This window comes from Pseudomonas sp. St290 (assembly GCF_018325805.1).
GTDB lineage: Bacteria > Pseudomonadota > Gammaproteobacteria > Pseudomonadales > Pseudomonadaceae > Aquipseudomonas > Aquipseudomonas bijieensis.
This window is the reverse complement of sequence record NZ_AP014703.1, coordinates 4,649,003-4,667,812: the sequence shown is the minus strand read 5'-3', so window position 1 is coordinate 4,667,812 and position 18,810 is coordinate 4,649,003. Positions and strand designations below refer to the sequence as shown.

Annotated in this window: 14 protein-coding genes; 10 read left to right on the top strand and 4 right to left on the bottom strand. The window is 62.6% G+C overall.

Annotation, left to right across the window (positions count from 1 at the left end):
* Positions 1-41 precede the first annotated feature (41 nt).
* From PBDP_RS20245 to PBDP_RS20205, 9 genes are all read left to right on the top strand, one after another.
* Positions 42-3,254 carry an ATP-binding protein gene (locus tag PBDP_RS20245; protein WP_212801229.1) on the top strand — a complete coding sequence of 1,071 codons (3,213 nt, stop codon included), beginning with the start codon at positions 42-44 and terminating at the stop codon, positions 3,252-3,254.
* A 241-nt stretch (positions 3,255-3,495) separates the two neighbouring features.
* Positions 3,496-3,930, top strand: a complete 435-nt coding sequence (locus tag PBDP_RS20240) for a chemotaxis protein CheY (protein WP_109754567.1) — start codon at positions 3,496-3,498, stop codon at positions 3,928-3,930.
* A gap of 115 nt (positions 3,931-4,045) precedes the next feature.
* Positions 4,046-4,660 (top strand): response regulator transcription factor, encoded by a 615-nt coding sequence (locus PBDP_RS20235; RefSeq protein ID WP_109754568.1) that lies wholly within the window; start codon positions 4,046-4,048, stop codon positions 4,658-4,660.
* 228 nt (positions 4,661-4,888) lie between these two features.
* Positions 4,889-5,755: a pirin family protein gene (locus PBDP_RS20230; RefSeq protein ID WP_109754569.1), complete on the top strand. Its 867-nt coding sequence runs from the start codon at positions 4,889-4,891 to the stop codon at positions 5,753-5,755.
* Positions 5,756-5,857: 102 nt separating this feature from the next.
* On the top strand, positions 5,858-7,300 hold the full coding sequence (locus tag PBDP_RS20225; protein WP_109754570.1) for a mechanosensitive ion channel family protein: 1,443 nt from the start codon (positions 5,858-5,860) through the stop codon (positions 7,298-7,300).
* A gap of 249 nt (positions 7,301-7,549) precedes the next feature.
* Entirely contained in the window at positions 7,550-7,990 is a 441-nt protein-coding gene (locus tag PBDP_RS20220) for a carboxymuconolactone decarboxylase family protein (RefSeq protein ID WP_003203930.1), read from the top strand.
* A gap of 218 nt (positions 7,991-8,208) precedes the next feature.
* Positions 8,209-8,709, top strand: a complete 501-nt coding sequence (locus PBDP_RS20215; protein ID WP_060741413.1) for a sigma-70 family RNA polymerase sigma factor — start codon at positions 8,209-8,211, stop codon at positions 8,707-8,709.
* A 37-nt stretch (positions 8,710-8,746) separates the two neighbouring features.
* Positions 8,747-9,730 (top strand): FecR family protein, encoded by a 984-nt coding sequence (locus tag PBDP_RS20210; RefSeq protein ID WP_163857672.1) that lies wholly within the window; start codon positions 8,747-8,749, stop codon positions 9,728-9,730.
* 97 nt (positions 9,731-9,827) lie between these two features.
* Positions 9,828-12,266 (top strand): TonB-dependent siderophore receptor, encoded by a 2,439-nt coding sequence (locus PBDP_RS20205; protein WP_212801228.1) that lies wholly within the window; start codon positions 9,828-9,830, stop codon positions 12,264-12,266.
* Positions 12,267-12,497: 231 nt separating this feature from the next.
* Here the strand turns inward: PBDP_RS20205 and PBDP_RS20200 are convergent, their stop codons facing one another.
* Positions 12,498-13,649, bottom strand: coding sequence for an MFS transporter (locus PBDP_RS20200; protein ID WP_109754573.1), 1,152 nt, complete (start codon positions 13,647-13,649; stop codon positions 12,498-12,500).
* A 170-nt stretch (positions 13,650-13,819) separates the two neighbouring features.
* Here PBDP_RS20200 and PBDP_RS20195 point away from each other — a divergent pair, with 170 nt between their 5' ends.
* Entirely contained in the window at positions 13,820-14,812 is a 993-nt protein-coding gene (locus PBDP_RS20195; protein WP_109754574.1) for a diaminopimelate epimerase, read from the top strand.
* Between the two features lie 194 nt (positions 14,813-15,006).
* Here PBDP_RS20195 and codA read toward each other — a convergent pair whose 3' ends face one another.
* The 3 genes from codA to PBDP_RS20180 form a co-directional block, all read right to left on the bottom strand.
* Positions 15,007-16,254 (bottom strand): cytosine deaminase, encoded by a 1,248-nt coding sequence (gene codA / locus PBDP_RS20190; RefSeq protein ID WP_109754575.1) that lies wholly within the window; start codon positions 16,252-16,254, stop codon positions 15,007-15,009.
* Positions 16,255-16,266: 12 nt separating this feature from the next.
* Positions 16,267-17,538: a cytosine permease gene (gene codB / locus PBDP_RS20185; RefSeq protein WP_134925127.1), complete on the bottom strand. Its 1,272-nt coding sequence runs from the start codon at positions 17,536-17,538 to the stop codon at positions 16,267-16,269.
* Between the two features lie 266 nt (positions 17,539-17,804).
* Positions 17,805-18,620 (bottom strand): alpha/beta fold hydrolase, encoded by an 816-nt coding sequence (locus PBDP_RS20180; protein WP_212801227.1) that lies wholly within the window; start codon positions 18,618-18,620, stop codon positions 17,805-17,807.
* Positions 18,621-18,810: the final 190 nt, after the last annotated feature.

Genomic DNA, 18,810 nt, shown 5'->3' with positions numbered 1-18,810 from the left:
GTGCGCCGGGCCGACTACGCCAAGCGAAACAACTGATCCAGATGATGCTTTTGCGCACAGGCCTGGCGGCGCTGTTGCTGGGCTCATTGAGTGTGGCGCCAACCGTTGGCGCGGCCCCCGAGGTGCTGGATGTGCTCGGGCGTTCCCATGTGAGCGACTATTCGCTGTCCCTGGACGAGGCCGACTGGACCTGGCTGCGGCAAAAGGGCACGTTGCTGCTGGGCGCCTCGGCGCCAGACGACCCACCATTCGGCATCACCGGCAATGGCACGGACTATGAAGGCCTGACGGCCGACTACGCCCAGTTGCTCGGGCAGTTGTTGCACGTCAAGGTGCAGGTTCAACGCTATCCATCCCGTGCCGAATCGCTCCAGGCCTTGCGTGGCGGTGAGATCGACATGCTCGGCACCGCCAACGGCTTCGAAGCGGCCGAGCCAGACCTGGCGATGTCCCAGGCCTACGCCGATGATCTGCCCACCCTGGTGGCGCGCATCGATGACAGCCAGGACTTGCCCACGGACCTGGCGGGCAAGCGGGTGGCGATGCTGTATCACTACTTGCCGCCGGAGACGGTCGAGGCGTTTTATCCCGATGCTTCGTTGCAGCTGTTCCCCTCGACCTTGAGCGCCATCGGTGCCGTGGCGTTCGGTCAGGCTGACGTTTATCTGGGGGATTCGATCAGTTCCAATTACCTGATCAGCAAGAATTACCTGAACAATGTTCAACTGGCCGATTTTTCGCGCATGGAAGTGCAGCCCTTCGCCTTTGCCGTCAGTCGTGACAACGCGCGCTTGTTGCGCATCGTCAATGCCGCGCTGCAAGCCATTCCCGCCAGCGAACGTATGAGCATCCTGCGCCGCTGGAGTGCCGGCGGTGCGAGCATGCCGGGTCAGCAGGCGCTGCATTTCAGCGTCAATGAGCAGCGTTGGCTGGATGCCCATCCGCGAATTAAAGTGGCCGTCAACGAGAACTTCCTGCCGCTGACGTTCTTCGATGAACAGGACCATTTGCGCGGCATCGGTGCCGACGTGCTGGCCCGGATCAGCTTACGCACCGGTCTGAAATTCGATGTGCAGCGCGGCGGCTCGGTTGACGATTTGATTGGGCAGATCAAGAGCGGCAAGGCCGACATCCTGGCCACCGCCATACCCAGCACCGAACTCGAAGACGAGTTGCGCTTTACCCGACCGTACCTGACGAACCCGTTCGTGCTGGTGGTGCCTGTCCGGGCCAAGGGTCCACTGACCCTGGACCAGATGGCCGGAAAGCGCCTGGCGTTGGTGCGTGGCAATGTGTTGCGCGAGTTTCTGCTGGAGCAGTTTCCCCGCGTGCAGTTGGTGACGGCGCAAAATGCCGCCGACGCCATGGCCATGGTCGCCGCCGGCACGGCGGACGCAGCGATCAACCCGCTGATCAGCGCCCGTTACATGATCTCTCGCCAGTACCGTGACAAGCTGCAGGTCACCAGTACCGTCGGTACTGTGCCTGCGCGCGTTGCGTTGGCGACGAGCCGGGGGGCGTTGGAGCTTTACTCGATTCTCGACAAGGCGCTGTTGAGCATTTCTCCCGAAGAGATGGATGAGCTGACCAACCGCTGGCGCAGTGAGGTGGTGATCGACGACAGCTACTGGCTGCGCAACCGCACCACGATCCTCCAGGGGTTCACCGTCGCTGCGCTGCTGTTGCTGGTGACCTTGGGGTGGGTGATTTATCTGCGGCGGCTGCTGGAGCAATTGCGCGTCGCCAAGGAAAGCGCCGACGACGCCAATCGGGCCAAGACCACCTTCGTGGCGACCATGAGCCATGAGATCCGCACACCGATGAATGCGGTGATCGGCCTGCTGGAACTGGCCCTGAAAAAAGCCGACCAGGGTATCGTCGACCGGCACGCCATCGAGGTCGCGTCGGGGGCTGCCCATGGCCTGCTGGATTTGATCGGCGACATCCTCGACATTGCCCGCATCGAGTCGGGCCGGCTGTCGCTGACGCCGCAACGGGCCAATCTGCACGAGTTGATCGAGTCGGTGGCACGGATTTTCGAAGGCCTGGCCCGGCAGAAACACCTGCGCCTGCAACGGGTACTGGACGCTGCGGTCAACCGTGATGTGTTGATTGACCCCTTGCGCTTCAAGCAGATCGTCTCGAACCTGCTGAGCAACGCGATCAAATTCACCGACCAGGGCGAGGTGCGCCTGAGTGTGCGCGCAGAGCCGGACGCTGAGTTCGGGCTTCTGGGCATTTGCCTGCGAGTCGAGGACACCGGCTGCGGTATTTCGCCCGATGACCAGCGCCGCCTGTTCAGCCCCTTTACCCAGGCCGGCCATAGCACCCAGTCGGCCCGCAGCGGTTCCGGGCTGGGGCTGGTCATCAGCCGCACGTTGTGCGAAATGATGGGCGGCACCCTGACGTTGCGCAGCGTGCCGGGGGAGGGTACGCAAGTCGAGGTTCTGTTGGACCTGCCCCTGCTCGACGCGCTGCCGACGGCGCCGCCTGCCGAGGTCGAGGCGCTGTTGCCGGTCCCGGCGCTGAGTATCCTGGTGGTCGACGACTACCCGGCCAACCGCTTGCTGCTGTCCCAGCAACTGGGCTACCTGGGCCATCGGGTCCGGGAGGCGCAGGACGGTGTCGAAGGCCTGCACGCCTGGCGCAGCGAACACTTTGATGTGGTCATCACTGACTGCAACATGCCCTTGATGAGTGGCTACGAACTGGCCCGCGCCATTCGCGACGAAGAGCGTGTGCAAAACCTGTCGCCCGGCGTGATCGTGGGGTTCACGGCCAACGCCCAGCCAGAGGAGAAGGAGCGTTGCACCGAGGCCGGGATGAACGATTGCCTGTTCAAGCCCATCAGCCTTCGGGAACTCAACGCGTGCCTGGCTTCGGTCACGCCGGATGCGCCGGCGCATGAGCCCAGCGATAGCATCGACTTGACCAGCCTGGAACAACTGACCGGCGGCGACACGGCCGCCATCAGCGCTCTGCTGGAGGAACTGCTCAGCAGCAATGCCGAAGACGCAGCGCGACTGTTGCAGCTGTCCACCCGACAAGATTTGCCGGGCCTGGCGGACCTGGCGCATCGGATCAAGGGCGGGGCGCGGATCATCCAGGCACAACGCCTGATCGCCGCCTGCGAGGCGTTGGAAAGCGCTTGTCGGGGAGGCGATACGCCGCTGCTCGCCGATGCCGCGGCAGATCTTCACCAAGCCATGGAACATCTGGCCGAATACCTGAAAACCCATGTGGCAAGGGGATAAATCCCATCTTGTGGAAGCGAGGCGCTCTTTCAGGAACCGCGGTGCCTGTTTCGCGAGCAAGCTTTGCTCCCACATAAGTCCCTTCGCCACGGGGTTGCGTTCGGCTCCGGTTTCCCCGGTTGATCGGGTTGACGCTTTTCCCTCATCTTTTTCGGATTAGTCCTACAGCGCCTCACAAAAGCTTCCTCTAGCCTGACGGCCCTGCTTCATACCCGTCAGTGTTGCTACTGGAATGCCTGCCATGCCGAACAAAGCCCTCCGTATCCTGATTGCCGACCCACAACATGCTCATCGAGTAGTGCTGGAGCGCCTGTTCAATCAACAGGGCTATTTCCGGATTGTCCCCGTGAGCCATGTGCAGGAGTTGCTGACGCTGGTGGAGTACGGCAGCGAGCCGTTTGACTTGATTGTCGTCAATGCCGGGCTGGCGAGCGGGGCGCTGGACCTGCACGATTTTGTTATCTATAACCCACAGGTTCGTCACGGGATGATTTACAACGCGCAGCTGGCCAGTCTGTCGTCGGTGCCTGTGGCGCGCCGATCGAGCATGCACTTGAGTCAGGCGCCACTGCCTGACCTCGCTTCCCTGCGGCGCCTGATGGAGCGGGTCGACCCTCACGTCAGTGAGTCGCTGCAACCGTGGACGCGCGCCCTCAGACAGGGCCATGGACGCTGAGAAAGACCGTCGGTCCGCACTGTCGGATCTGACAGGTGGCATGGCCTGGCGCTTGTGCAAGAGTCCGGTGCAGTCATGGCACCGGTGCCGTTTGTAATGACCTGGGGAGTTACCTTTGAAAGACGTGTTGATCGTGGATGACCACCCTGTCATACGAGGGGCGTTGCGGCTCATTTGCCAGAATGAGGCGTTCACCCACATCAGGGATGCCAGCGGCGTGGCCGATGCCAGGGCCATCATCAAGGAGCGCGTGCCAGACCTGGTGATCCTGGACCTGGTGATGAACGGTTTCGATGGCCTGGACCTGCTGGTCTGGATCATGGCCCAGTTTCCTGAATGCAGTGTGCTGGTGTTCACCTCCCAGGATGCGCAGCACTTCTGCAACCGCTGCATCTCGGCCGGGGCCCGGGGCTTCGTGACCAAGAAAAGCGACCTCAAGGAACTGACCAAGGCCATCCAGGCGTTGAAGTCCGGCTATGCCTATTTCCCCCAGATGCCCGTCAGGCTGGATTTCCAGCAACGCAGCGAACAGCAGGCCCTGGAAAGCCTCTCCACCCGCGAGCTGTCCATCCTGCGCATGCTGGCCATGGGCATGCGCGGCAAGGACATCGCCGAAAGCCTGTTCCTGAGTCCTAAAACCGTCAGCACCTACAAGACTCGCCTGTTGGAAAAACTCGGCTTGCAATCCTTGGTGGGGTTGTCGGAGTTTGCCAAGCGTAATCATCTTTGAATGAGTTACACCAAATAAGGTGGGAGCGAGCCTGCTCGCGATAGCAGTCTGATAGTCGATGCATCATCGGCAGAGGCACCGCCATCGCGAGCAGGCTCGCTCCCACAGTTTTTTGATCGCTGTTCTCCAGATAGAACGCTAAAGCCGGTTTTTGCCATCTAGTGCTTGAAGGGTGTCGGTTTTAAGCTGCGTCCATCGAATCGCAGTACCTGATTTTGGAGACACGGCATGAAAAACATCATCGGCCTCTACACCAGTCCACGGCCCCATTGGGTCGGCGATGGCTTTCAGGTTCGCACGCTGTTTTCCTACGACAACCTGGGCAAGCACATCAGCCCGTTCCTGCTGCTGGATCATGCCGCCCCCACGGAATTTACGCCCACCACCGAGCGTCGTGGCGTCGGCCAGCACCCCCATCGCGGTTTTGAGACCGTGACCATCGTCTACCAGGGCGAACTGGAGCACCGTGACTCCACCGGCAGCGGTGGCAAGATCGGCCCTGGCGATGTGCAATGGATGACCGCTGCTTCCGGGATCATCCACGAGGAGTTCCACTCCGAAGCCTTCGCCCGGCAGGGTGGGTTCATGGAAATGGTCCAGCTGTGGGTCAACCTGCCCGCCAAGGACAAGATGGCCCCGGCCGGCTACCAGACGATCCTCAAGGGTGACATCCCGAACATTGCCCTGAAGGACGACGCCGGCAGCCTGCGCCTGATCGCCGGGCGTTTCGAAGGGCATCAAGGCCCCGCGAAGACCTTCACGCCCATCGACGTCTGGGACATCCGCTTGAATGCCGGAAAAAGCCTCACCCTTGACCTGCACGAAGGCCACAACACCGCCCTGGTGGTATTGCGAGGCTCGGTCCAGGCCAATGGCCGCGAACGGGTCGAGGCCGGGCAGATGGCCCTGTTCGACCGGGCTGGTGATCAATTGAGCCTGCAAGCCAATAACGATGCCGTGGTACTGCTGCTCAGCGGCGAGCCGATCGACGAACCCATCGTCGGCCATGGTCCATTCGTGATGAACAGCGAGCAGGAAATCCACCAGGCCTTCAGTGATTTCCATTCCGGGCGTTTTGGCCGGATGGACGACTGAACGCGAAAACAACCACCACCCTGAACCCCCTGTTTGCGTGGTCGGTACACTCTCGTCAAAACTGTGCCAATCTTCGCCAATGGCCTTTCTGGAGCTGTCCCGATGCTGTCTCTGATCTCCGATCACCCGCTGCTCTGTGCCCTGGTGCTGCTTGTGCTCGACCTATTGATGTGGCGCCTGGTCAGTGCGGATCGGACCTATTGGAAAATCGGCGCAAGGGTGGTGATTTTTTCGCTGTTCAGCGTGCTGCTGTTCAACGAAGGCCTCAACCCCATGCAGCCGGCGCAGTGGGTCGACGATGTGCCGCGGCACCTGGCCGCTACTGGCTTGCAGATCGCCTGGTGGCTGTTTGCCGCGCGAACCCTGACGGTGCTGATTGGCGCGGCGATGATGCAACGGGTCGGCCATACCGGGCGGTTGTTGCAGGACTTGCTGGGCGCGGTGATTTTCCTGATCGCCGTTATCGCGGCATTGGCCTATGTGCTGGATTTGCCGGTCAAGGGTGTACTGGCGACGTCCGGCGCGATGGCGATCATCGTCGGCCTGGCCTTGCAGAGCACCCTCAGCGATGTGTTCTCCGGCATCGTGCTCAATACCACCAAGCCCTATCAGCTCGACGACTGGATTTCCATCGACGGCACCGAAGGCCGGGTCACCGACATCGACTGGCGAGCCACGCGCTTGCAGACCGCCCAGGGCAGCATGGCGGTGATCCCCAACTCGCTGGCGGCCAAGGCCAAGGTCATCAACTTCAGTCGACCCAGCGATGTCCATGGCTTGTCCATCAGCGTCCAGGTCAGCCCTCACGCGCGGCCCCAAACCGTGATCGACGCGTTGGAGCGGGCGATGATCGGCTGTCGTTCCTTGCTCACCACCCCCGCACCCTGCGTCACGCTTAAAAGCAGCGGCAGTGCTGGTGCGGAGTACGAGATCAGCGGTTTCGTTGCCTCCATGGCCCAGAAACGCACGGTGCGCAACCAGCTGTTCGACCTGGCGTTCCGGCATTTGCAGGCGTCGGGCGTGAGCCTGTTGTCTACCAGCGAAAGCACGACTCCCCAGGCGGTGTCGCGCCCCCGGGCCTTGCTGGAAAGCTCGAACATTTTCTCCACCCTGCGCCAGGATGAGAAAGACACCTTCGCTCAGAACATGACCCTGCAGACCTTCCGCGCGGGCGACGTGATCCTGGCGGCCGGGGAGGTCAGCGATCATCTGTTCATCATCGAATCCGGGGTGGTCAGCGTGACCCTCATGCGCAACGGCCAGCCACTCGAGGGCGGGCGCATGGGGCCGGGAGAGGTGATCGGCGAAGCCGGGATCGTCGCCGAGCAGGCTGCGCTGGCGAATTTTACCGCCAAGACCTTCTGCACCCTGTACCGCATCGAGAACAGCTACCTCAAGCCTTGCCTGGAGGCCCGCCGCGACATCAACGACGCCATGAAGAACCTTTTGGACGTACGCATCCACCTGGCACAGAACCTCACCCGCGAGCTGCCCAAGCCCGTGGCCAAGAAGCGCTTCCTGCAATGGCTGCGAAGCCGGGCCTGAAGCCTATCTTGAAGTCCCCACGTCCCCCTGTGGCGAGGGGATTTATCCGCGCTGTGTGGGAGCAAGGCTTGCCCGCGATGTAGGCGCCTCGGTTCTCCGGAAGATCGCGTCATCTTCATCGCGGGCAAGCCTTGCTCCCACAATCCCCTGGGTCTTCATTGGCCACCCGAACTTCCCAACAATTGGCTATTTGTACCGCGCCACTGCACGGCTAACTTAGCGCTACACCCAATTGTCCTGGAGTTCACCATGCAACCGCGTATCGATTTCTACACCGCTTCCCCCGACGCTTTCAAAGCCATGCTGGCCCTGGAAACCGCGGTCTCGAAACTGGGCCTGGAGAAGTCCCTGCTGGAGCTGGTCAAGCTGCGTTCCTCGCAGATCAACGGCTGCGCCTTCTGCATCGACATGCACACCGCCGACGCCCGCAAGGACGGCGAGACCGAACGCCGCTTGTACGCCGTGACCGCATGGCGCGAAGCGCCGTTCTTCACGGGCCGTGAACGCGCCGCCCTGGCCTGGACCGAAGCCCTGACCCGCCTGAGCGACACCCACGCGCCGGACGCCGACTATGCCCTGCTGAGTGAGCATTTCAGCCCCAAGGAAATGGTCGACCTGACGGTGGCGATCAACGCCATCAACGGCTGGAACCGTCTGGCGGTGGGGTTTCGCAAGATGCCGGAGGCCTGAGACCTCTTGCACCAGAAAACCTGTGGGAGCGAGCCTGCTCGCGATAGCGGTCTGACAGTTCATGCATCACTGACTGACACACCGCCATCGCGAGCAGGCTCGCTCCCACAGGGATCAATTCCAGACTTTAAAGCTTCGGACGACAGGCACCGCAATCCGTTTGCTTCTCCTTAATAGTAACCATTACTATTCACGCCCCGTTCCCACAGCGCGCCGTGATGACCCCCAAGCTGCCCCGCAGACCCGGCTTTTTCGAGCATTACGAAGAGTTGATCGGCACCTGGACCCGTCGCCTGCGCAATCGCCAGCAGGCCGAGGACCTGGCCCATGACACCTTCGTGCGGGTGCTTGAGTCCGATTCGAGCGGGGTCGAGCAGCCACGGGCCTATTTGCATCAGACGGCGCGCAACATTGCAGTGGATGGCTATCGGCGCGAAGATCGACGGGGGGCCATGGAAGAGGCTGTCATCGACCCTGGTCAGTCGTTTTCGGGCGACCCGGAGCACTTCATGCACGCGATCCAACTGGCGGACTCCATCGAGCGGGCGCTTGCCGAGCTGCCGGCCAACTGCCGCACGGTGTTCGTCTGGCAGAAGATCGAGGGCCTGACCCAGGCGGAAATCGCCGAGCGCCTGGGCCTGTCCAAGAACATGGTGGAAAAGTATATGATCCGCACCCTGCGGCATCTGCGCGATCGTCTGGACGGGCCTGGCCAATGATCCGTCGCCATCTTCCACCCGAGCCACAGGACCTTCCATGATGGATAGCCGTGAATGCCCGTGCGGGCAGGACAGGGTTCGCGACGCGGCGGCGCAATGGTTCGTACGTTTGCAAGCACCTGCCATGAGTGTCGAGGAGCGCCAGCGCTTCGAAGCCTGGCTGGACGAGCATCCCAACCACCGCGACGAAATCCAATTGCTGCAGGGGATCTGGAGCGCCACGGACCTGTTGCCCAAGGAACGCCTGCGAGCGTTGTGCGAAGCTCCTGCCAAACGTTCCCCGCGTCGGCCTCTGTTGCGTTATGCGGCCGCCGCCGGGTTGTTCGCGGCGGCGCTTGGTTTGGGGTTGTTCAGCGGCTTGAGTTCTTCCACCGACTACAGCGGCGAATATGCCACCGCCTTCGGTGAGCGTCGGCATATCGCCTTGCCCGACGGCTCGGTGATCGACCTCAACAGCCGCAGCCGGGTGCGTATTCAATTCGCACACCGTCAACGCCGAGTGGAGTTGGCCGAAGGCGAGGCGTTGTTCACGGTCGAGCATGACGCCGGCCGGCCATTCACGGTCGATGCGGGCAACGGTCAGGTAACGGTAACCGGGACGCGCTTTGACGTGCGCCGCGATGCCGACAAGACCCGGGTGGCGGTGGAGCAGGGCAGCGTCAAGGTCCAGGGACGCGATGCACCGCGAACCCAGTACGTCAGTCTTACGCCGGGCCTTGGCACCCAGATCGATGCCCAGGGCAAAGTCGCCACACCTTACGCGGTCAACGCCGAGGCGCTCACCGCCTGGCGCAACGGCAAACTGGTGTTCAATAACGCGCCGCTGAAGGAAGTGGCTGAAGAAGTCTCCCGTTATCGCGCCAACCCCCTGCGGGTCGGCAGTGCGGCGGTGGGTAACTTGCGCCTGACCAGCGTGTTCCGTTCCGACGATCCCGAGGCTCTGCTCAAGGCCCTGCCGAACATTCTGCCGGTGGCCGTGCGCACCCTGGATGACGGCAGCCAAGAAATAATTGCGCGATAGATTCAGGTTTTTTTCGAGTTCTTCGTCTTCTTGTCCAACTGCAACTGGTTTGCATTAACAGACGCGTATTCTTGCGATCAACAGGACAAGGTTCGACGTGAAAAAAACCGCCAAAAACAACAATCGTAGCCCCGCACGCTGGCTGCCACTGGCCCTGACCCTGGCGGTCAGCGCCGCGCTGCCCCAGGCGTTCGCCGATCAGTCCGCCACCGCCATTCACATCCAGGCGCAGCCGTTGGGCCAAGCCTTGAGCCAGCTCGGCCAGCAAACCGCGTTGCAAGTGTTCTTCAGCCCCGAACTGGTGGCCGGCAAGCAAGCCCCGGCGGTGGACGGCAACCTGTCCCCGGAAGCGGCCTTGCGCCAATTGCTCCAGGGCAGCGGCCTGCAATACCAGATCGATGACGGTTCGGTAACCGTGTTGCCGGCACCCTCGGCATCCAATGCGGGCCCGCTGGAGCTGGGCGCCACTGAAATCCAGGTGGTCGGCGATTGGCTCGGCGATGCCAACGCCGAAGTGGTGCAGAACCATCCCGGCGCGCGCACGGTGATCCGCCGCGAAGCGATGGTGGAGCAGGGCGCCATGAACGTTGGTGATGTGCTGCGGCGCGTGCCGGGTGTGCAGGTGCAAGACGCCAACGGCACCGGCGGCAGCGACATTTCCCTGAACGTCGGCGTGCGTGGCCTCACTTCGCGCTTGTCGCCGCGCTCCACAGTGTTGATCGACGGCGTGCCGGCAGCGTTTGCGCCCTACGGCCAGCCACAGTTGTCCATGGCGCCGATCTCCTCGGGCAACCTGGACAGCATCGACGTGGTGCGCGGCGCCGGATCCGTGCGCTACGGGCCACAGAACGTCGGCGGGGTGATCAACTTCGTGACCCGGGCGATTCCGGAAAAAGCCACCGGCGAAATCGGCACCACCCTGGAAACTTCCCAACGCGGTGGCTGGAAGCACATCGACACGGCGTTCCTCGGCGGCACCGCCGACAATGGCCTGGGCGTGGCACTGTTGTATTCGGGCGTCAACGGCAATGGTTATCGCCGAAGCAACAACGACAACGACATCGACGACGTCATCCTCAAGACCCATTGGGCGCCCACCGATGTGGACGATTTCTCGCTGAACTTCCATTACTACGACGCCAAGGCCGACATGCCCGGCGGCCTGACCCAGGAGCAGTATGACGCCGACCCGTACCAGTCCGACCGCGACTGGGACAACTTCAGCGGACGCCGCAAGGATGTGTCGTTCAAATGGTTGCGCCAGATCGACGACCGCACCCAGGCCGAAGTGCTGACCTACTACTCCGACAGCTACCGTGGCAGCACCATCGCCTCCCGGGACCAGCGCAACCTGGCCTCCTACCCGCGCACCTATTACACCTTCGGCATTGAGCCTCGGGTGTCCCACGTGTTCGACCTGGGGCCAACCACCCAGGAAGCCAGCGTCGGTTATCGCTACCTCAAGGAAGGCATGCACGAAGAAGCCAGCCGCCTGGCGTTGCGTAACAACGAACCGGTGGTGCGTCCGGGCTCCGACGGTCACGTTTACCAGGACCGCACTGGCGGCACTGAAGCTCACGCGGTCTACATCGATGACAAGATCGATATCGGCAAATGGACCATCACCCCGGGTATCCGCTTCGAAAGCATCAGCACCGAGTGGCACGATCGCCCCGTGCTCGACACCGCCGGTCGCCCCGTGCAGGAAAAACGCCGCAGTATCGACAGCAACGAACCGCTGCCGGCCCTGAGCGTGATGTATCACCTGTCCGATGCGTGGAAGCTGTTCGCCAACTACGAGACGTCGTTCGGTAGCCTGCAATACTTCCAGCTCGGCCAGGGCGGCGACGGCAACAGCACCGCCAGCGGTCTGAGCCCGGAAAAGGCCAAGACCTACGAGATCGGTACGCGCTACAACGATGACGTGTGGGGCGGGGAAGTGACGCTGTTCTACATCGACTTCGACGACGAGTTGCAGTACATCAGCAACGACGTGGGCTGGACCAACCTGGGCGCGACCAAGCACCAGGGCCTGGAAGCTTCGGTGCATTACGACATGGCCGCGCTCGACCCACGTCTCGAAGGCCTCACCGCCAACGCCGGTTTCACCTACACCCGGGCGACTTACGAAGGCGAGATTCCAAGCTTCAAGGGCCGCGACCTGCCGTTCTATTCCCGTCAGGTGGTGAACCTGGGCCTGCGCTATGACGTCAACCGCTGGACCTACAACCTCGATGCCTTCGCCCAGTCGAAACAGCGCTCGCCGGGTACCGGCGTGAACGCCGATGGCAGTTTCAGCGGTGACTACATCACCGACGGCACCGCTGACGGGCAGTACGGCGACATGCCGGGCTATGTGCTCTGGAACGTGCGCGCGGGCTACGACTTCGGCGAGCAACTGTCGAACCTGAAAGTCGGCGCCGGGGTGAAGAACCTGTTCGATCACCAGTACTACACCCGTTCCAGTGACAACAACTCGGGCATTTATGTCGGCGCACCGCGTACGTTCTTCGTGCAGGCGAGTGTGGGGTTTTGATGAAACCCCAGGGTTGATGCGTACTTTTGTGGCGAGGGACTGATCTGTGGCGAGGGGATTTAGCGAAACGTCGCACCGCCCCGCTGGGCTGCGAAGCAGACCCAAAGCAGCAGACTCAATCTGCCTGACACACCGAGTTGGTGATTTTAGGGCTGCTTCGCAGCCCAGCGGGGATAAATCCCCTCGCCACAGATCAATCTCTTTTCCACTGAGGGGGGGGGGTGTGAGACCTCAGACCTTCAACACTTTCCCACTGGCCGCCACCGCCACCAGCGACAGCGCAATCAGCCCAAAGGCAAAGCTCAAGCTGCTGCCATGGGCGACGAAGCCGATCAGCGCCGGGCCGGCGAGGATGCCGGCATAGCCGATGGTGGTGATGGCCGGTACGGCGATGGCTTCCGGCATCAGGGTCTGTTTGCCGACGGCGGTGTACAGCACCGGCACGATGTTCGAGCACCCGGCACCCACCAACGCATAGCCCAGTAGCGCGGCTTGCCACATCGGTGCGAGGGTTGCCAGCAGGAACCCGGCTGCCGCGATCGATCCGCCATAGATGATCACGCGTTTGGCGCCCAGGCGATGCACCACCGAGTCGCCGGTCAGTCGGCCGACGGTCATGGTCAGCGCGAAGGCGGCATAACCCAGCCCGGCATAGGCGGTATCCACCGCGCGTTCGCTGGTCAGGAACACGGCGCTCCAATCCAGCACCGCGCCTTCGGCGAGGAATACGATGAAGCACAGGATGCCAATGAACAGCACCACTCCGTGGGGAATTGCAAACGCCGGGCCCGAGCTTTCACTGCCATAAGGCAACAGGTGCGGCGCAGCCTTGAACAATGCCACCAGCAGCACCGCGTTGACCACCAGCGTCGCCCCCAGCGGCGAAAGCCCCAGGCCGAGCAGGGCGCTCACACCGGCCGCGCCAATGATCCCGCCGAGGCTGAACATGCCGTGGAAGCCCGACATCATGGTCTTGCCACTGGCCCGCTCGACGATTACCGCTTGCAGGTTCACGGTCGAGTCCACGGTGCCGAGGCCGGCGCCAAACAGGAACAATGCCGCCACCAACCAGGGCAGGGAGGTCATCGTCGCCAGCAACGGCAACGCCAGGCAGATCAGAAGCGTGCCCCCGCTGAGCACTCGCCGGCAGCCGAACCGCGCGGCCAGCGCACCGGCAATCGGCATCGCCAGGATCGATCCCACCCCGAGGCACAGCAACAGCAAACCGAGGGTGCCTTCGTCCAGGTTTGCCCGCACCTTGGCGTATGGCACCAGTGGTGCCCAGGCGGCGATGCCGATGCCGGCGATGAGATAGGCGATGCGGGTGGACATCTGTTCCAGGCGTCCGGGAACAAAGGTTGGCGGAGGGGTGATGGCAGTCATGAATCGTCCTTGGCTTGCGTGTGGTGCGCTGGTGCGGGCAGGGAGCCTATGCTTGCATATCCACTGACCGCACCGCGACCCCAAGGTGCCGATCAAAGCGCAGGCTTTGCTCCCACAGCCTGTGCCAGCATAAAGTACCGGCCCTTGCTGGCTGATTTCGGGTCTGGTCTATGACGCAGTTTTATGATGCACGCGGCAATATTTATGGCGTCGTTTCCCCGCGACAGGTGCGTGACCACGGTATCGACCTGCCGCCGTCGGTCGCCCTCGCTGCACAGCGGCGCGAGTCCTGGGCCTTGGCTGCCGTGCATGCCTTCTGCAGTTGGTCGCCGGGTGAAGCACCGCCGGATGCCAAGGACCACCGCAGCGATGGGCTGTTGATCGGCCCGTTCCAGAGCGAACCACCCTTTGACGTTTTGATCGTCAACACTGACGGTACCCTGGCCGAGCGCAGCGGCAACGGCTTGACGATTTTCTCCCAGGCGCTGAAAGAGCAAGGCTTGATGCCGGGCGAGGGGGATTGCTTGTTGCAGGTGCACCATGACAAACACCAGGGCTTGTCGCCGCTGCACACGTCGGTGCGGTCAGCTGAGTTCGAGGGTGTGCAGGGCTTCTGGCTGGACTTGGGAAAACCCCTGTTTGGACCTCAGGCCGTCGCTGCCCAAAGCGTGGAGCGCGTGGTGTTCAATCAGCGTGAGGTCAGTCGGGTGGCGGTGCTCCATGGGTTGAACCCGGCATGGGGCAACAGTCAATTCGTGAACATTGGCAATCCGCATTGCGTGACCCTGGTGGAAGGGGTCGAGGCGCTGCCGAGCAACGCGCAAATGCGTGCATCGCAGTTGTCGCAAAGCCTGACCCGCATCGCTTATGCGCCGCCCGCTGGCGCAGGGGTTCCGTGCCCGGCGGGGGTGAATCTGCAATGGGCCTGGCGCGAGGCCGAAGGGCGGATCGTTGCCCGGGTATTCGAGCGGGGCGAAGGCCCCACTGCGTCCTCGGGCACCAGCGCCAGCGCGGTGGCCAGTGCTGCGTGGCGGGTGGGTTGGGTGCAGGCGGGGCCGGTGAGGGTGGTGATGCCCGGTGGGACAGCGCCGATTTTGTTGGAAGAAGAGGCTGGTGAGCTGGTTCGGGTCAGGTTGTTTGGTACGGCGCAGCTTGTGTCCTAGAAAATCTGGAGTTCCGCAGTGCGGCTAATGACGCCATCGCGAGCAGGCTCGCTCCCACAATTTTGAGCTTCAGCGGGCACGAATTTGTGTACGACACAAACCCTCTGTGGGAGCGAGCCTGCTCGCGATAGCGGCAGGTCAGTGACCTCAATATCAACTGATGGACACCAAGCTCACTCTCACAACGGGGTGCATCAGCCCAACGGCTGCGCGAACTCCACCACCGGCATCTGCCGCTTCATCAGCACTTCACCGTTGCGGATCGAGTACAGCGGCAAGCCCTGACTGCGGATTACTTCGTAGTCGCTGTCCGCCGACAGGATCAGCAGGTTCGCCGGCCGCCCCGGTTCCAGCCCGTAGCGCTCGCCCAGGTTCATGGCCTTGGCGCTGTTGTCGGTGACCAGGTCGAGGGCGCTTTGCAGGTTGCGGTAACCGAGCATGTGGCAGATGTGCAACCCGGCTTCGAGCACCCGCAGGATGTTGCCGTTGCCCAGCGGGTACCACGGGTCGACGATGGAGTCCTGGCCGAAGCACACGTTCATCCCGGCTTCGAGCAGTTCATTGACTCGGGTGACGCCGCGGCGTTTGGGGAAGGTATCGAAGCGCCCTTGCAGGTGAATGCTCTCGGTGGGGCAAGAGACGAAGCTGATGCCCGAATGCCCGAGCAGGCGGAACAGCTTGGCGCAGTAGGCATTGTCGTAGGAGCCCATGGCCGTGGTGTGGCTGGCCGTGACCCGCGCACCCATGTCGCGACTGCGGGCTTCTTCGGCGAGCACTTCGAGAAAGCGCGAGTGTGGGTCGTCGGTTTCGTCGCAATGCACATCCACCAGGCAGCCGGTGCGTTCGGCCAGGTCCATCAGGAACTTCACCGAGCTGACGCCCTGGTCGCGGGTGTACTCGAAATGCGGAATGCCGCCCACCACGTCGGCGCCCATGCGGATCGCTTCTTCCATCAGCTCGCGGCCGTTGCGGTAGGACTCGATGCCTTCCTGGGGAAACGCGACGATCTGCATGTCGATCAGGTGGCGACTTTCCTCGCGCACTTGCAGCATCGCCTTGAGGGCCGTGAGCTCGGGATCGGTCACGTCGACGTGGGTGCGTACATGCTGGATGCCATGGGCGGCCAGGGCCTGGATGGTTTTCTTGGCGCGGGTGCTGGTGTCTTCCTGGGTGATGGTGGCCTTGCGTTCGCCCCAGCACTCGATGCCTTCGAACAGCGTGCCGCTCATGTTCCAGCGCGGCTCGCCGGCGGTGAGGGTCGCGTCCAGGTGAATGTGCGGTTCGACGAAAGGCGGGACCACCAGGTTGCCGCCGGCGTCGAGGTCGTCCGGGCCGAGGCTGGGGGCCTCGGTCTGGCGGGCGATGTTGGCAATCAGGCCGTTTTCCAGGTGCAGTTCATGCAAGCCTTCGCGGTTGCGCAGGCGGGCGTTGATGATGTGCATCAGGCGAGTCCTTTATAAGTCTTGTAGGGGTGCGTCAGCGGTGCGAGTACCCATTGCGCCGATCAATAGCACATACGTTAGCGCGCCGGCAGCGATTCCTACCAGCGGCGCGACCCATGGCGAATTGAACGCGGCGACGGTGCCGACCCCATAGGCCAACAGCCCGGGCCAATTGAACGCCGGCAACTGTGCTTCGGCCAGGCGTGGATAACGACCGCGCCAGCGGAAGAAGAAATCGGCCATGATCACCCCGCCAATGGGCGGGATCACCGTGCCCAGCAGAATCAGGTAGGGCACCAGCATGTCGTACATACCCAGTAGCGCCAGCAGCGTGCCGATCACCGCGCCGCCGAGGGTCACGGTTTTGCGCCGGCGGGTGCGCAGCAGGTTGCAACCGGCCACGGCGAAGTTGTAGATGGTGTTGTCCTGGGTGCTCCAGATGTTGAGCAGCAGCATGGCCATCGCCGCCATGGCGAAGCCCTGCAACAGCAGCACTTCGACCACGTCCGGCTGTTGATAGACGATGGCCCCGTAGGCGCCGATCAGCACCATCAGGCCATTGCCGAGGAAGAAGCCGATCAGGCTCGCCAGTACCGCGACCTTCGCCGAGCGGGAGAACCGTGTCCAGTTGGTCGCCTGGGTCGCGCCGCTGACGAAGGTGCCGAACACCAGCGTGATGGCGGTGGACCAATCGAGGCTGCCCGTCGGCACCACCGCCAGCAAGCCCTCGAAGCCGCCGACCTTCATCGTCGCCACCCACATCGACAGCATCAGCAGCAGCATCATGGCCGGCACGGCAATGTAGGAGAGGATTTCCAGGCCGCGATAACCGATGTAGGCCGTGGCACAGAACCCCAAGCCGAACAGCACCATCAACCCCAGCACGGTGCCCTCGCTCAACTCGAAATACTTGCCCAGCACCACGGCGGCAGTCGCCGTGCCCCAGGCGTACCAGCCGATCTGGGTGAAGCCCAGGATCAGGTCACTGAGCTTGCTGCCCACCTCGCCGAAACAGAAGCGCCCCATCAGCACCGAATTGAGCCCGCTCTTGAAGGCAATGTAACCCAGGCCCGCCGCGTACAGGCCCAGCAGCAGGTTACCGATGACGATCACCGTGAGCATCTCGGCAAAACCGAACGCCACGCCCAGCTTGCCACCGGCAAACATCGTGGCGGTGAAAAAGGTGAAGCCCAGCAGCACCATGGCCGTGGAGGCCAGGCCCTTGCGGGCATGCATCGGAACTTCGCTCAAGGGGTAGTCGTTGCCTGGATCGTTCTGGGTCATGGGGGCGGTCCTTGCGGATGAGGGGAATATCGCAAGCGTGCAGCGGCCGTGCCAAACGAGTGATCGCGAGGTTATTTATAGACAATCCTGGAGATTGGGTGGGCGAAGGAGGGCGAAAGCGGTGCGGTGGTGATTCAAGTTGGAACACAGATCTCATTGTTCATGAAAGTCCCCTGTGGGAGCGAGCCTGCTCGCGATAGCGTCGGATCAGCCACATCGAAGTCAACTGGTACATCGCTATCGCGAGCAGGCTCGCTCCGACAGGTTCAGGTCAAAAAGCGCAACACCGCCACGGCGATGTCCTGCGGCGCGTCTTCCTGGACCAGGTGCCCGGCGTTCGGAACCGGGTGCAACTGCGCGCCCGGAATTAGTTTGTGCAAGGCCCGGCCACGCTCGATGGGGATCCACTGGTCATCCTCGCCCCACAGTATCTGGGTCGGGCAGCGCACGTTTGGGTACAGGCCCTCGACCTCGCGGGTATAACGCTCGTCCATCTGCGCAATCTGCCGGTAGAACGCCGCCTGGCCCGGCTCGCCAAGCCACGGCTGTACATAAGGCGCCAGTTCTGCGTCCGGAATAGCGCGCTTGATCGCGCCGCGGATATAGGCCGGCACGATGGCCCGCTGAATGTAGTCGGGCAGGCCGTTGAAGGCTGTTTCATGCTGGCGTACGTGTTGAACAAAAGGCGAACCCCAGGGCGACAGCGCCACCGGATCGATCAGGGTCAGGCTGCGGTAGTCCTTGCCATTGAGCAGGTGCGTGCGCAGGGCCGTGGCACCGCCAAAGTCATGGGCCACCACGTCCGGGCAATGCAGGCCCCAGTGCTCCAGCAATTGCGCGAGCAGTTGATTTTGCACGCCGAGGGACACATCGGCATCGGGCTGCGCTGACTGGCCATAACCCAGCAGGTCGAAGTAATGCACCCTGTGGGTGGTGAAGAACAGCGGAGCGATCCGGTGCCACACGTAGGAAGAGAAGGGCGTGCCGTGGACAAACACCAGCGGCGGGCCGTCGCCGTGGATGGCGTAGCGGATGGGGTGTCCGTTGAAGTCGTAGGTCTGATCCAGCGGCCAGTGGGTCATGATCGATACTCCCCTGAAAATGGCTCAGGGGATCAAGCATAGGCCAATGCCATTCAGTAGGAGAGACATCCTTGTGGCGAGGGGATTTATCCCCGCTGGGTTGCGTAGCAGCCCTAAAGCAATGAACTCAATCTTCCTGGCACACCGAGTTGCCTGGTTTGGGGGCCGCTGCGCAGCCCAACGGGGATAA